Here is a 13,454-nt window from a genome sequence, read left to right as displayed (position 1 = left end):
CGCGCCATATCGAAAGGACGACCATGCCGGCACCGCGGCCGCTCACGAGAGGGTCTCCGCCTTTCCGCCGGTCGTCCGCGCGATCGCTCCTGTCCGGGGGTGTCCGGCTTCTGGCCCTGACAGGCCTTGCACTCCTTGCCGGCTGCGCCGGACCGCAATCGGTCTTCGAGGGTGCCGGGGCAGAGGCCAGCGCGGTCGAGTTCCTCTTCTGGGTCATGCTGGTCGGCTCGGTCGCCATCTGGGTGCTCGTCATCGGGCTCGGCATCTACGCCACGAAGACGCGGCCCCGCGCCCACAGCGAGAAGACCGGATTGCGGCTGATCGTCTGGGGCGGCGGCGTCTTTCCCGTCGTCGTGCTGGCCGGGCTGCTGATCTGGGGCCTCGCAATGATGCCGGAGCTGCGACGCGCGGCGGACGGGCCCACCATCGCGGTCTCGGGCGAACGGTTCTGGTGGCGCGTCTCCTACGATGTCGAAGGCGAGACCGGCGTCGTGCGCAGCCTGCCCGTCGGCGGCGTCGAAAGCGCCAACGAAGTGTGGCTGCCGCTCGGGCGGCGCAGCGAGATCCTGCTGGGCAGCCCCGACGTGATCCACTCCTTCTGGGTCCCGGCCATCGCCGGAAAGACCGACGCAATCCCCGGACGGGTGAACCGGCTGGTGCTCGAGCCGACCCGCGAAGGCGTCTATAACGGCGTCTGCGCCGAATTCTGCGGCGACGCCCACACTCAGATGGGCCTGCGCGTCGTGGTCGTGCCGCAGGCCGAATACGACGCCCATGTCGCGGCCATGGCCCGCCCCGCCGCCGTGACCGACCATCCAGGCAGGACCCTGTTCCTGAAGAATGGCTGCGGCGCCTGCCACGCGGTGCGCGGCACCAAGGCCAACGGCCGCGTCGGCCCGGACCTGACCCATGTCGCCGCACGCCGGACCATCGCTGCCGGCCTGCTGCCGACGAGCGAGGCCAACATCGCCCGCTTCATCCACTCCACCGATCACGTCAAGCCGGGCGTCGAGATGCCGTCCTTCGGCGTCCTGCCGGACACCGAAATCGCCGTCATGGCCCAATGGCTGGGAAGCCTCGAATGAGCGAGACACCCTTCGACAATCCGGCGTTCACCGGCGCTTCGGATCGCGACCAGGAGGACGAGGCCGTCCGCCGCGAGCAGGAGGACCGGCTGCGCAAGGTGTGGGCCGCGCCGAAGGGCTGGCGCTACTGGTCGGCGGTCAACAATACCGAAGTCGGGGTCTGGTACACCGCCACCTCCTTCGCCTTCATGCTGTTTGCCGGCGTGCTCGGGCTGATGATCCGCAGCCAGCTGGCCGTGCCCGAAAACGACTTCCTGACGGCATCCTTCTACAACCAGGTCTATACGCTGCACGGCACCGTGATGATGTTCCTGTTCGCGGTGCCGATCTTCGAGGCCGTGGCGATCATCCTCCTGCCGCAGATGCTGGGTGCGCGCGACCTGCCGTTCCCGCGCCTGTCGGCCTTCGGCTACTGGTGCTTCCTGATCGGCGGGGTCTTCGTCTGCGGGTCGATCTTCTTTGATTCCGCGCCCGAGGGCGGCTGGTTCATGTATCCGCCGCTGACCACCCAGGAGCGGTTCTCGCCCGGCTATGGCCCTGACATCTGGCTCCTCGGCCTCTCCTTCATCGAGGTCGCCTCGATCGCGGCGGCCGTCGAGCTGATCGTCGGCACGCTAAAGTGCCGGCCGCCGGGCATGCGGCTCAATCTGATGCCGCTCTATGGCTGGTACGTGCTGGTCGTGGCCGGCATGATCCTCTTCGCCTTCCCGCCGCTGATCGCCGGGGACATCCTGTTCGAGCTCGAACGGCTGTTCAACTGGCCGTTCTTCGACCCGACCCGCGGCGGCGACCCGATGCTGTGGCAGCACCTGTTCTGGATCTTCGGCCATCCGGAGGTCTACATCGTCTTCCTGCCGGCCATCGCGCTGCTGGCGATGATCGTGCCGACCTTCTCCCAGCGTCCGCTCCTGGGCTATTCCTGGATCGTGCTGGCCGCCGTGGGCACGGGCTTTCTGTCCTTCGGCCTGTGGGTCCACCACATGTACGCCACCGGACTGCCGGCGATCTCGCTCGGCTTCTTCTCCGCCGCCTCCGAGGCGGTGGCGATCCCCACCGGCATCCAGATCTTCGTCTTCCTGGCGACGATGCTCACCGGCCGGGTGATCTATTCGGTGCCGATGCTGTTCGTCTCCGGCTTCCTGGCGATCTTCGTCATCGGCGGGCTGACCGGCGTGATGATCGCGCTGGCGCCCTTCGACTGGCAGGCGCACGACACCTATTTCATCGTCGCCCATCTCCATTACGTCCTGATCGGCGGCATGCTGTTCCCGCTGATCGCCGGCGTCTACTATTACTGGCCGCTGATCGGCGGCCGCAAGATGTCCGACCGCTTCGGCAAGATCGCCTTCTGGCTGATGTTCGTGGGCTTCAACGTCGCCTTCATGCCGATGCACTGGTCCGGGCTGATGGGCATGCCGCGACGGGTCTGGACCTATCCGGAGGCGCTGGGGCTGGAGATTCCCAACCTGATCTCGACGATCGGCGCCTTCATCTTCGCGTCCGGCTTCCTCGTGGTCGTGGCCGACGTCCTGCGGCCGCGCGGCAAGGAGCCCTACGCCAGGCGCAATCCTTGGAACGCCGGCACGCTGGAATGGCTGGGCGAGATGCCCGGCGAGAACTGGGGCGCGCGCTCGATCCCGCTGGTCACCACGCGCTACCCGATCTGGGATCAGCCGAACTTCATCGACGATGTCGACAAGGGGCGCTTCTACCTGCCCGACGCCGTCGAGATGAAGCGCGAGACCATCGTGACCAGCGTCCTCGACGGGCGGCCGATCCAGTGCCTGCGCGTGCCCGGACCGACCTTCATGACCTTCTGGGCAGCGATGTTCCTCGGCGCCGTCTTCATCCTCGCCACGTTCCACTACTGGTACCTGACGATTGCCGCGATGGTGCTGGCGACCGCGGCGATCATTGTCTGGCTATGGCGCGGCACGGCCGTGATCCCGGAGAAGATGTCGAAGGATGTCGGGCGTGGCCTGTCGCTGCCGCTTTACACTTCGGGCCCGCACTCGGTCGGCTGGTGGGCGATGTTCATCACCATGATCGGCGACGGCACCGCCTTTGCCGGACTGGCCTTCGGCTATTATTTCTTCTTCACCATCCATGCGGACTTCCCGCCGCCGGTCTCGCAGGGGCCGGGGCTCCTCTGGCCGCTGATCGCGCTCGGGCTGTTCGCCGCGGCGTGGATCGCGCCCCAGCTGGCGCTTATCGCCAACAACCGCGAACGCGTCGGCCTGTCGCGTCTCCTGATGGGCGGCGGCGCCGCGCTCAGCCTCGCGGCGTCGGCGGCGCTGGTCTGGGCGCCCTATTCCACCGGCATGGACCCGACGGTCCACGTCCATCCGGCGATCGTCTGGACGCTGGTCATCTGGACCGCCGCCCATGGTGCGGTCGGCGCGCTCATGCTGTTCTACTGCCTCGCCCGCTCGCTGGCCGGCAAGCTCACCCCGGTCTTCGACATCGATATCCACAATGTCGCCCTCTACTGGCACTTCATGGGCGTGACCGCGCTGGCGACGGTGGTGACGATCTCGCTCTTCCCGCTCTTGGTCTAGGAGGCGACGATGTCGGTCGACAAACGCACCTATGACAATCTGTGGACGCTGATCGCCGCGCCCCTGGTCTGGGCGCTGCACTTCCTGTTCAGCTATACGGTGGCAGCCTATGCCTGCGCGCCGCAGAACTGGCTGTTCGACGACCTGACCACCGCGCGGATCGCCATCGGCGTGGTCACGCTCCTGTCGCTGATCGTGATCGCCTACGGCTTCAGGCGCGCCTGGCGGGACTGGTCGCGCTACGGTGGCGGCTATCGCCACGACCAGAACACGCCGGAGGACCGCGAGCGGTTTTTCGAGTTCTCGACGCTGCTCCTGGCCGCGCTGTCCTTCATCGGCGTCATCTTCAGCGTCCTGCCCGCCATCATGATCGCGGATTGCCGATAATGCGCAAGCGGATCGACTTCGTCCTGACCTGGAAGCGGATCGGCCTCGCCGGGGCCGCCGGCGTTCTCGCCGCCTTCGCGGTCGGATGGTCCGGCATGGTGCCGATCGCCGCCTCTTCGGGCCATTTCGCGCCTGTCGGCTGGTTCCTGCACTGGGTCATGGGCAATGCCGCCGAAAAGCAGTCGCTGGCGGTGACGATCCCCGACGACCTCGATCTGTCGGACCCCTCGCTGGTCAAGCGGGGCGCCGGACACTTCGCCACCGGCTGCGCGCCATGCCACGCCAGCCCGACCGAGAAGCAGTCGCCGGTCGTCCTGTCGATGACGCCGCACCCGCCGCGCCTCGAGGACCGGATCCCGGAATGGTCCGACCGGGAGCTGTTCTGGATCGTCCAGCACGGCATCAAATATACCGGCATGCCGGCCTGGCCCACCCAGCACCGCAGTGACGAGATCTGGGCCCAGGTCGCCTTCCTGCGCGCCCTGCCCGGCATGCCGCCGGCGGCCTATCGCGACCTGGCCCTTTCGGGCGGCGACGCCGCCGACGCGGGTGCCGAGACCGGCGTGGACGCCGATCCGGCCTTCGCGGACGCCCTGGCCGACTGCGCCCGATGCCACGGCCGCGACGGCTATGGGCGCGGTCCCGCCGGCACCTTCCCGGTGCTGGCCGGCCAGCCGGCCGACTATCTCTACGCCAGTCTCCTCGCCTATGCCGCCGGCAAGCGTGCCAGCGGCTTCATGCAGCCGCCGGCACGGCGCTACGAGGCTGACGTGCTGGAGCGACTCGCCAGGCACTACGCCGCCGTGGAGGGCCCCGAGGCGGTGACGCCGATCGTTGCGGCTGCTGTCGCAGAAACGGGTACCCAGCCGCTACGGACCGGGACCGCGGAGACCGTGCTGCCGGCGGCGGCATCCGGGCCGCCTCATGACCGCGAGGGCCTGCTGGCGCTGGGGCGCATGCTGGCCGAAACCGGCCTGCCGGATCGCAAGCTGCCCGCCTGCGAAAGCTGCCACGGGCCCGATGGTCCCAACCGCGAGACCTTGCGCAACGCCGCCTATCCGCGCCTCGCCGGTCAGCCGGAATGGTACCTAGCCACGCAGCTTCACCTGTGGAAGGAGGGCGAGCGCGGCGGCACCGCCTATGCCCATGTGATGCGCAACATCGCCAAGCACCTGACCGACGAGCACATCGAGGCCGTCTCCGCCTGGTATGGCCAGACCGCATCGGGCGACGACGCAGAGAAGGAGATCCGACCGTGAGCGATGGGATGATGCCCGGCAACTGGGAACGGCAGATGGCGCCGGGGCTCGACGTAATCGAGGCCATCGCTATCAAGGCCTATGGCGAGCTACCCGCCGAATTCCGCGCGCTGTCCGGCGACATTCGCTTCTTCGTCGCCGAGTTTCCCGATGACGACGTCGTCCGGGAGGTGGATCTGGAGAGCCCCTTCGACATTCTCGGCCTGTTCGAGGGCCGTGCCATCGGCGATCTCGCCAGCCCGGTCACCGGCGAGATGCCGAACCGGATCCTGCTTTATCGCCGGCCGATCCTCGACTACTGGGCCGAGCACGAGGAGACGCTGGGCAGCCTCGTCTCGCATGTCCTGATCCACGAGATCGGGCATCATTTCGGCCTGTCGGACGACGACATGGAGGCTCTGGAGGAATCGGTCGCCTGACGCCGTCGGCGCCAGCCCAGAAACGCCAGCACCGAGAGCGTGCCAAGGACGATCGACAGGGTCATCGGCATGGCGACGGCGACGAGCCCGAAGATCGCCAGGCCGATGAGCGCCACGACGCCGAGGACGGCACAGCCGATTCCGTAGCCGAGGGCCGATTCCAGATGTCGCTTCGTCTTGTCGGGCATGGCGGCATGGCGGCTGGCCTTGCGCCTCGAACCGCCTCCCTTGAGTCCTGTCGCTATTGCTCGCCGAGCTTCATCGCCGGGTCGTAGTCCCGCCCCTCGACGACCTTGGTGACCGCCTGGCCACAGCGCATCATGCCCGATGCGGCGTCGAAGGCGTAGGTCGGCGAGCCGTGCAGTTCCCAGCCACTGGACAGGGCCAGCGAGACCTTGTGGCAGAAGCTGGAATCGTCCGGGCCGGACAGGAACCGATAGAGTGTCATGCCGTCGTCCCCCGATTGGCGATGATGTCCCGCATCTCGAGGAGCGCCCTCGACTGCATCAGATGCAGCCGCTCGACCATGCGGCCGTCGAGCTGCAGGACGCCCTTGTCCCGGTTTTCGGGCTCGGCGAAGGCGGCGACGATCCGCTCGGCCCAGGCAATGGCCTCGGGCGTCGGCGAGAAGGCCGCGTTGGCGGCGCCGATCTGGGCGGGATGGATCAGCGTCTTGCCGTCGAAGCCCATGCGCCGTCCGGCCGCGCATTCGCCGGCAAAGCCTGCCTCGTTGCGAAAATCGGCATAGACGCCGTCGAGCACGGCCAGGCCATAGGCCTTCGCCGCTACGACGATCTGCATCATCCAGGACAGCAGTTCCGCCCGGTCGGGGCCAGGCTCGATGCCCGTCGACAGGGCGATGTCGTTGGGCCCCACGATGAGGACGCCAAGCCGGTGGCGGCGGCCGGCGGCGGCAATCGCGCCGACGTCCAGAATACCGAGCGGCGTCTCGATCATCGCCCAGAGCTTCAGCGTGTCGGGCGCGTCCGTTTCGGCCAGCGCGTCGGCCGCTTCGCGCAGCATCTCCACGCTCTCCACCTTGGGAAGCAGGATGGCATCGACGCCGGCGCCGCGCGCCATCAGCAGATCTTCAGTGCCCCACTTCGTGTCGAGCGTGTTGATCCGCACGATGCGCTCCCCCTGGAAGGCGCCAGCCGCCAGATGCGTACGCAGTCTCTCGCGCGCCTCGTCCTTCTCGTTCGGGGCGGCGGAATCCTCCAGATCGTAGATCAGCCCGTCCGCGTCGAGCCCGGTGGATTTCTCGAGCGCGCGGGCATTGGCGCCGGGAACGAAGAGCAGCGAGCGGCGTGGGCGATAGGATGAGGTCATGGCCGATGTCATGGCCGATTCAGCCGCGCGAGGCAATTGCCCGGCAGGCTCGTCGTCCCTCGCAAGTTTGCCTGCGGGCACCGGCATGCTATCTCCCGCATCCGAGGATATCCGGCGTCACAAGGGGATGGACATCATGCAGAAATTCGACCGTCTGACCGGGATCGCGGCGCCGCTGCCGATCATCAATGTCGACACCGACATGATCATTCCGAAGGATTATCTGAAGACGATCAAGCGCACCGGTCTCGGCGCCGGCCTGTTCGCGGAATCCCGATTCAACCGCGACGGTTCGGAGAACCCGGATTTCGTCCTCAACAAACCGGCCTACCGCAATGCCGAGATCCTGGTGGCGGGCGACAATTTCGGCTGCGGCTCGTCGCGCGAACATGCGCCGTGGGCGCTGCTCGACTTCGGCATACGCTGCGTGATCTCCACGTCCTTCGCCGACATCTTCTACAACAATTGCTTCAAGAACGGCATCCTGCCGATCAAGGTGACGCCTGAGCAGCTCGAACTCCTGATGGACGACGCCGAGCGCGGCGCCAATGCGCGCCTGACGATCGACCTGGAGGCCCAGACCATTTCCGGTCCGGACGGCGGCGAGATCAGCTTCGAGATCGACCCGTTCCGCAAGCATTGCCTGCTCAACGGGCTCGACGACATCGGCCTGACCATGGAGAAGGCCGAGTCCATCGGCTCGTACGAGCAGGCGCTGGCCGAACGCCGCCCCTGGGCCTGACCTGCCGCGCCGTCGTCTCCCGGCCAAGGCCGGTAGGCGGCTGACCATTCCGGCCGTTGCCGCAGGCTGCGGCGACGGCAGTTAGCCCGGGCATCCCGCGCCGTGGCTGGTCGCGGGCTCCACCGGAACCCGAAGGAGAATGGTCGGCATGCTCAACTGGATGTCCGAAAACAGCGGCCTGCTCAACGTCCTCATCAATGCGGCGATGCTCTGCGTCTGGGCCGTCTACCTGCAGATCATCGTCAACAATTACCGCCACCAGCGCCGGTCCTCGATCCTGATCACCCGTGGCGCCGGTCACGGCATCCGTTCGCGCTGCCTCGTCACCAACATGGGCGCCGAGGAAGTCTATGTGACGAGCCTCCTCGCCACCGTCCAGGCCGGAGAGGAGACGCGCGAATACACGCTGACGGATCTGCGCGACCTGCCCGAAGACCTCGGCGACAATCCGCATGCGGCCATGCGCCAGGGCAGTCTCGGCACCGGCCGTTCCATGGATCTGGGGCATTTCGACGAATTGTTGCAGGAGATCACCAGCACCGACCCGGAGTTCACCCGGAAGGACAGGATCACCAGTTTCGAACTCACGGTGGTCGCGCTCTACGGTACCGAGCGGATGCCGGTCGGTGCCACGCGTCGGTTCGCGGTCAACAAGAACGACAATGGCGACCGGCAGATCGCGCCGGACACGGTGGAAACCATTCAGCTGCGCACGCGCCGCGACCGCAAGCTTCTGCGCAGCAAGCTGACGAAGCACATGTAGCGGGCGCGGGCCGTCGGCGCCCGCGCAACGCAAGACGGCCGACCCCTTGCGAGGCCGGCCGTCCGGACATCATCATCAATTCGGCGGGGTCACGCCCGGCGCGGTCCCCGACGGGGCGTTTCGCCACGTCCGAGAAACTTCTTGGCAATCCAGCCGACGACGATGGTCTTCAGAATACTCTTGATCATCCTGCGCTCCTGTTTGGCGTGCTCTTGGACAAGAAACGCACATGTCCCCGTCGGGTTGCGTCGCCGCCGCGCAGAGCGACCGGTCTTCCCGTCGTTCAGCCGGCGAGCTTTTCGCGGAAGCGCGCCGCCACTGCATCGCCCATCTCGTCGGTGCCGACCTGGCGGCATCCCTCGCCCATGATGTCGCCGGTGCGCACGCCGGAGTCCAGAACATCGGCGATCGCGCCCTCCAGGGCGTCCGCCGCGTCCACCATCTGGAACGAGTAGCGCAGGCACATGGCGAAGGACGCGATCATCGCCAGCGGATTGGCGATGCCCTTGCCGGCAATGTCCGGCGCCGAGCCGTGCACCGGCTCGTAGAGCGCCCGGCGCGTGCCGGTCACCGCGTCGGCGGCCCCCAGCGACGCGGAGGGCAGCATGCCGAGCGAGCCCGTCAGCATCGCGGCGATGTCGGACAGCATGTCGCCGAAGAGATTGTCGGTGACGATGACGTCGAACTGCTTGGGCGCGCGCACCAGCTGCATGCCGCCGGCATCGGCCAGCATGTGCTCCAGCTCCAGATCGGCATATTCGTCGCGATGGATCCGCGTCACGACCTCGTTCCAGTAGAGGCCGGACTTCATGACGTTGCGCTTTTCCATCGACGTCACCTTGCCCCGGCGCGTGCGGGCAAGATCGAAGGCGGCGCGCGCGATGCGCTCGATCTCGTAGGTGTCGTAGACTTGGGTATCGATGGCGCGCTTCTGCCCGTTGCCCAGTTCGATGATCTCCTTGGGCTCGCCGAAATAGACGCCGCCGGTGAGCTCGCGCAGGATGAGGATGTCGAGACCCTCGATCACTTCGCGCTTCAGCGACGACGAGCCGGCCAGCGCCGGATAGCAGATCGCCGGCCGCAGATTGGCGAAGAGCTCCATGTCCTTGCGCAGCCGCAGGAGACCCGCCTCGGGACGCTTGTCGTATTCGACACCGTCCCATTTCGGCCCGCCGACCGCGCCGAACAGCACCGCGTCGCTGGCCATGGCCAGCGCCATGGTCGCGTCGGACACCGGCGCCCCTTCCGCGTCGTAGGCGCAGCCGCCGACAAGCGCCGTCTCGGTTTCGAAGCCGGCGCCCACCGTCTCGTTCATGAGCGCGGTCAGCTTCTCGACCTGTGCCGTCGTTTCGGGGCCGATCCCGTCGCCGGGCAGCAGCAGGAGCTTGCGGGTCGTCATCTTGGCGTATCCTCCGTCATGCCAGTCATCGCGCCGGCTTTACACCAAAGGACGCCGGTGGACACCCTGTCGGCGAAGGCCGGCATCTCCCGTTGGTGTTCCCGCACCGAGTATCCCGTCCGCAAATGCCGCGAAATGGCCTTGTTCCGTCAAGGGCCCGTTAACCGCCCGGGACCATAAGCGAGCGATACGAAGGAAACGTCGGCGATCGCAAGGCAGCCCGCAAGGGCTCGCCGCCCGGCGACGCCATGGAGTATCCCGTGCCGTTCTTCATCCCGTCCCGGATCGCCGACAATCTGCTCCTGAGCCTCGTGATCCTCGTCGTGAGCCTCAGCCTGCGCTGGGGCGTCGAGTGGTTCGCCACCCGCCGCGCCGACCCCATCGAGGCGCGCCGGCGCCGTTTCACCATCCGCGCGATCACCAATGCGGTGCTGGCGGTGGCGCTTCTGGGCATCTGGCTCAGCGAGATCCAGAACCTCCTGTTCTCGCTTGCCGCCGTCATGGTGGCGCTGGTCGTGGCGACCAAGGAGCTGATCATGTGCGTCGCCGGCTCGGTGCTGCGCTTCGGCGGCCATCTCTTCAAGGTCGGCGACCGCATCGACATCAACGGCATCCATGGCGAGGTGATCGACCACGGGCTGTTCTCCACGACGATCATGGAGCTGCCGCCGCACCATCTTGGCCATTCCGGTACCGGGCGCGTGGTGATGCTGCCGAACGCGATCCTGCTCACCGGGCCGGTGCGGGTGGGCGGACAGCCGCGGCACTTCTTCCCGCATCGCTTCACCCTGACCCTCGAGGCCCCGGTGCCCGTACGCGAGACGGTGGCGCGGATCGAGGCCGCGGCAGAGGCGGCGCTGGCCGACGATCTGGACCGGGCAACGCGCTTCCATCGGCTGGCCGGCGGCAAGGCGGGCGCGGAGGTCGCGGGACCGGGCTACGAGGTGACGGTCGGTACCTCCGACCTCGGGAAGCTGCAGTACCACGTCATGCTCTACTGCCTCGTCCAGGACGCCAGCGCCCTGCAGCAGGCCATCACGCTGGAGGTCTTCGACGGGCTCGGCGCGGCGCCTGCGGTCAAGCCCGGCGAACAGCGCGCCTGGGACGAGATCGCCCGGCAATTGCGCGAATCGGCGCGGCCCCGCGAGAAGGCTGCGTAGGGCGGCGGTGCCCGCGTCCACAGGCAAACCGGGCTCCCGCAAGCCGCGACGAGGCGCGCGCGACCGCCCCGGGAAGGGCCCGTGCAATTGACAAGCCCCGCGCATCCGCGCATATCGCCGTCATGTCCGTACGCTGCACCGTCAAACCGTCGACATTCTGACGCCGCCTGCCCCGCTGGTCTCCCCCGGGGCGCAGAAGCGTGCGTGCGATGATCGAGCGGGGAGAGCGAAGGATTCATCCCATGGGTTACAAGGTCGCCATCGTCGGCGCTACCGGCAATGTCGGGCGCGAAATGCTGGAAATCCTGGCTGAGCGCGGCTTTCCCGCCGACGAGATCGTGGCGTTGGCCTCGCGCCGCAGCCAGGGAACGGAAGTCTCCTTCGGCGACAAGACGCTGAAGATCGTCTCGCTGGACCAGTACGATTTCAATGGCACGGACATCTGCCTGATGTCGGCGGGCGGGGACATCTCCAAGGAATGGTCGCCGAAGATCGCCGCCACCGGCTGCATCGTCATCGATAATTCCTCGGCCTATCGCTACGACCCGGACGTGCCGCTGATCGTGCCGGAAGTGAACGCGGATGCGGTGGTGGGCTTCACCAAGAAGAACATCATCGCCAATCCGAACTGCTCGACGGCGCAGCTGGTCGTGGCGCTGAAGCCGCTGCACGACGCGGCGACGATCAAGCGGATCGTGGTGTCGACCTACCAGTCGGTCTCCGGCGCCGGCAAGGAAGGCATGGACGAGCTGTTCAAGCAGAGCCGCGCGGTCTTCGTGGCCGACGAGATCGAGCGCAAGAAGTTCACCAAGCGCATTGCCTTCAACGTCATTCCCCATATCGACGTCTTCATGGAAGACGGTTCCACCAAGGAAGAGTGGAAGGTGATGGCCGAGACCAAGAAGATGCTCGACCCGAAGATCAAGGTCACCTGCACCGCGGTGCGCGTGCCGGTCTTCATCGGACATTCCGAGGCGGTGAACATCGAGTTCGAGAAGCCGATCACCGCCGACGAGGCGCGCGACATCCTGCGCGAGGCGCCGGGCTGCCTCGTCATCGACAAGCACGAGGACGGTGGCTACATCACCCCTTACGAATCGGCCGGCGAGGATGCGACCTACATCTCGCGCATCCGCGAGGACCAGACCCTCGACAACGGCCTGAACATCTGGGTGGTGTCGGACAATCTGCGCAAGGGCGCGGCGCTCAACACCGTCCAGATCGCCGAGCTGCTGGTCAATCGCGGCCTCCTGAAGCAGCGCGACGCTGCCTGACGCAATCCGCGATGCGGCCGCCCGGTTCTATCCGGCGGCCGCGTCGCTTCAAACATCATGTTCGAAGCCCACGACAGCGTGGGCAGGCCGTTCCAGCCACATTCCAGACATCTGTGCTGTCTAACGGCGATCGGACCGGGACATTTCGCGCGGGCCTCGCCCGCTCCACAAGGCTGGACTATCTCTGATGAAGAAGCTCGCTTTCGCCCTCGCACTCACCGTCGCCTTCGCCGGCTGCACCACCGATCCGTATACCGGTGAGCAGAAGCTCTCCAACACCGTCGGCGGCGCCGGCATCGGAGCCGGCGTCGGGGCGCTCGGCGGCTATCTGGTCGGCCGCGCAACCGGCGTCGACGCCGGACGCGCGGCGCTGATCGGCGCCGGCATCGGTACGCTCGGCGGCGGCGCCGTCGGCGCCTACATGGATGACCAGGAAGCCAAGCTGCGGGCACAGCTGCGCGGCACCGGGGTGTCGGTCACCCGCGTCGGCGACCGCATCATCCTCAACATGCCGTCCAACATCACCTTCCCGTCGGACCAGTCCTCGATCCTGCCGGCCTTCTACCCGACGCTGAGCTCGGTCGCGCTGGTCCTGAAGGAATATGAGAAGTCGATCGTCAACGTTTACGGCCATACCGACAGCCAGGGCTCGGACGGCTACAATTTCACGCTGTCCCAGCAGCGCGCCGGGTCGGTCAGCCAGTTCCTGTCGTCGCAGGGCGTCGACCCGCGCCGCCTGAATACGCAGGGCTTCGGCGAAGGCCAGCCGATCGCCTCCAACGACACCGAGTCCGGCCGCGCCCAGAACCGCCGCGTCGAGATCGCGATCTCGCCCCTGACGTCCGGCTGAGCCGGCCGCCGCCGGCAACAGCATGGGTGACGATCGAGGCCGTCCGGGCAACCGGGCGGCCTCGGCCGTTTCAGGTGCCGGCAAACCGGGTCAGCAGGATACGCCTGCATGGCGAGCTGGAAGCATGCGGTCACCATGGCGCATGGGATGGTTGCATCTCACAACTCGCGGTCGATCCAATCCCGTCCCCCATCACGCCTTCTCGCTTCGGCTGCGACGCGCCTTCAGA

14 protein-coding genes are annotated in these 13,454 nt (G+C 67.1%); 10 read left to right on the top strand and 4 right to left on the bottom strand.

Annotated elements, in window-relative coordinates:
- The first annotated feature begins 23 nt into the window (after window positions 1-23).
- Genes coxB through VQ042_RS03160 form a run of 5 tightly spaced genes read left to right on the top strand, consistent with a single transcriptional unit; the run spans window position 24 to window position 5,708 of the window.
- The gene (coxB, locus tag VQ042_RS03180; RefSeq protein ID WP_331815451.1) at window positions 24-1,085 is read left to right on the top strand and encodes a cytochrome c oxidase subunit II; all 1,062 of its coding nucleotides are present in this window, start codon (window positions 24-26) and stop codon (window positions 1,083-1,085) included.
- A complete protein-coding gene (gene ctaD, locus VQ042_RS03175) occupies window positions 1,082-3,643 on the top strand; it encodes a cytochrome c oxidase subunit I (protein ID WP_331815448.1) in 2,562 nt (853 codons plus the stop codon). Before coxB ends, ctaD begins: the two co-directional genes overlap by 4 nt.
- Window positions 3,644-3,652: 9 nt before the next feature.
- The gene (locus VQ042_RS03170; RefSeq protein WP_331815446.1) at window positions 3,653-4,030 is read left to right on the top strand and encodes a hypothetical protein; all 378 of its coding nucleotides are present in this window, start codon (window positions 3,653-3,655) and stop codon (window positions 4,028-4,030) included.
- Complete coding sequence (locus VQ042_RS03165; protein ID WP_331815444.1) at window positions 4,030-5,289, top strand: c-type cytochrome; 1,260 nt, start codon at window positions 4,030-4,032, stop codon at window positions 5,287-5,289. Before VQ042_RS03170 ends, VQ042_RS03165 begins: the two co-directional genes overlap by 1 nt.
- A gap of 8 nt (window positions 5,290-5,297) precedes the next feature.
- Window positions 5,298-5,708, top strand: a complete 411-nt coding sequence (locus tag VQ042_RS03160; RefSeq protein WP_331815541.1) for a metallopeptidase family protein — start codon at window positions 5,298-5,300, stop codon at window positions 5,706-5,708.
- On the opposite strand, the gene VQ042_RS03155 is transcribed toward VQ042_RS03160, so the two are convergent.
- Genes VQ042_RS03155 through VQ042_RS03145 form a run of 3 tightly spaced genes read right to left on the bottom strand, consistent with a single transcriptional unit; the run spans window position 5,654 to window position 7,037 of the window.
- Entirely contained in the window at window positions 5,654-5,896 is a 243-nt protein-coding gene (locus VQ042_RS03155) for a hypothetical protein (RefSeq protein WP_331815442.1), read from the bottom strand. The two genes, VQ042_RS03160 and VQ042_RS03155, sit on opposite strands and share 55 nt — an antisense overlap.
- Before the next feature lie 53 nt (window positions 5,897-5,949).
- Window positions 5,950-6,156 carry a DUF1737 domain-containing protein gene (locus VQ042_RS03150; RefSeq protein ID WP_331815439.1) on the bottom strand — a complete coding sequence of 69 codons (207 nt, stop codon included), beginning with the start codon at window positions 6,154-6,156 and terminating at the stop codon, window positions 5,950-5,952.
- A complete protein-coding gene (locus VQ042_RS03145; protein ID WP_331815436.1) occupies window positions 6,153-7,037 on the bottom strand; it encodes an HpcH/HpaI aldolase/citrate lyase family protein in 885 nt (294 codons plus the stop codon). Before VQ042_RS03145 ends, VQ042_RS03150 begins: the two co-directional genes overlap by 4 nt.
- 136 nt (window positions 7,038-7,173) lie before the next feature.
- On the opposite strand from VQ042_RS03145, the gene leuD reads away from it, so the two are divergent.
- A complete protein-coding gene (gene leuD / locus VQ042_RS03140; RefSeq protein WP_331815434.1) occupies window positions 7,174-7,779 on the top strand; it encodes a 3-isopropylmalate dehydratase small subunit in 606 nt (201 codons plus the stop codon).
- A 148-nt stretch (window positions 7,780-7,927) separates the two neighbouring features.
- Entirely contained in the window at window positions 7,928-8,542 is a 615-nt protein-coding gene (locus VQ042_RS03135; protein ID WP_331815430.1) for a hypothetical protein, read from the top strand.
- Between the two features lie 283 nt (window positions 8,543-8,825).
- Here the strand turns inward: VQ042_RS03135 and leuB are convergent, their stop codons facing one another.
- Window positions 8,826-9,941, bottom strand: coding sequence for a 3-isopropylmalate dehydrogenase (gene leuB / locus VQ042_RS03130; RefSeq protein WP_331815428.1), 1,116 nt, complete (start codon window positions 9,939-9,941; stop codon window positions 8,826-8,828).
- Between the two features lie 260 nt (window positions 9,942-10,201).
- Here leuB and VQ042_RS03125 point away from each other — a divergent pair, with 260 nt between their 5' ends.
- From VQ042_RS03125 to VQ042_RS03115, 3 genes are all read left to right on the top strand, one after another.
- Window positions 10,202-11,101 carry a mechanosensitive ion channel family protein gene (locus VQ042_RS03125; RefSeq protein WP_331815425.1) on the top strand — a complete coding sequence of 300 codons (900 nt, stop codon included), beginning with the start codon at window positions 10,202-10,204 and terminating at the stop codon, window positions 11,099-11,101.
- Between the two features lie 242 nt (window positions 11,102-11,343).
- Window positions 11,344-12,375, top strand: a complete 1,032-nt coding sequence (locus tag VQ042_RS03120) for an aspartate-semialdehyde dehydrogenase (protein WP_331815422.1) — start codon at window positions 11,344-11,346, stop codon at window positions 12,373-12,375.
- Window positions 12,376-12,559: 184 nt separating this feature from the next.
- Window positions 12,560-13,225, top strand: a complete 666-nt coding sequence (locus VQ042_RS03115; RefSeq protein WP_442880017.1) for an OmpA family protein — start codon at window positions 12,560-12,562, stop codon at window positions 13,223-13,225.
- Window positions 13,226-13,454 lie beyond the last annotated feature (229 nt).

The organism is Aurantimonas sp. A2-1-M11, from assembly GCF_036549475.1.
Classification (GTDB): Bacteria; Pseudomonadota; Alphaproteobacteria; order Rhizobiales; family Rhizobiaceae; genus Aurantimonas.
The sequence above is the reverse complement of the archived record's forward strand: the minus strand, read 5'-3'. Positions and strand labels throughout refer to the sequence as shown.

Coding starts and splice junctions, on each gene's coding strand:
- coxB (WP_331815451.1), top strand. CDS start 24: ATGCCGGCACCGCGGCCGCTCACGAGAGGGTCTCCGCCTTTCCGCCGG.
- ctaD (WP_331815448.1), top strand. CDS start 1,082: ATGAGCGAGACACCCTTCGACAATCCGGCGTTCACCGGCGCTTCGGAT.
- VQ042_RS03170 (WP_331815446.1), top strand. CDS start 3,653: ATGTCGGTCGACAAACGCACCTATGACAATCTGTGGACGCTGATCGCC.
- VQ042_RS03165 (WP_331815444.1), top strand. CDS start 4,030: ATGCGCAAGCGGATCGACTTCGTCCTGACCTGGAAGCGGATCGGCCTC.
- VQ042_RS03160 (WP_331815541.1), top strand. CDS start 5,298: ATGATGCCCGGCAACTGGGAACGGCAGATGGCGCCGGGGCTCGACGTA.
- VQ042_RS03155 (WP_331815442.1), bottom strand. CDS start 5,896: ATGCCCGACAAGACGAAGCGACATCTGGAATCGGCCCTCGGCTACGGA.
- VQ042_RS03150 (WP_331815439.1), bottom strand. CDS start 6,156: ATGACACTCTATCGGTTCCTGTCCGGCCCGGACGATTCCAGCTTCTGC.
- VQ042_RS03145 (WP_331815436.1), bottom strand. CDS start 7,037: ATGACCTCATCCTATCGCCCACGCCGCTCGCTGCTCTTCGTTCCCGGC.
- leuD (WP_331815434.1), top strand. CDS start 7,174: ATGCAGAAATTCGACCGTCTGACCGGGATCGCGGCGCCGCTGCCGATC.
- VQ042_RS03135 (WP_331815430.1), top strand. CDS start 7,928: ATGCTCAACTGGATGTCCGAAAACAGCGGCCTGCTCAACGTCCTCATC.
- leuB (WP_331815428.1), bottom strand. CDS start 9,941: ATGACGACCCGCAAGCTCCTGCTGCTGCCCGGCGACGGGATCGGCCCC.
- VQ042_RS03120 (WP_331815422.1), top strand. CDS start 11,344: ATGGGTTACAAGGTCGCCATCGTCGGCGCTACCGGCAATGTCGGGCGC.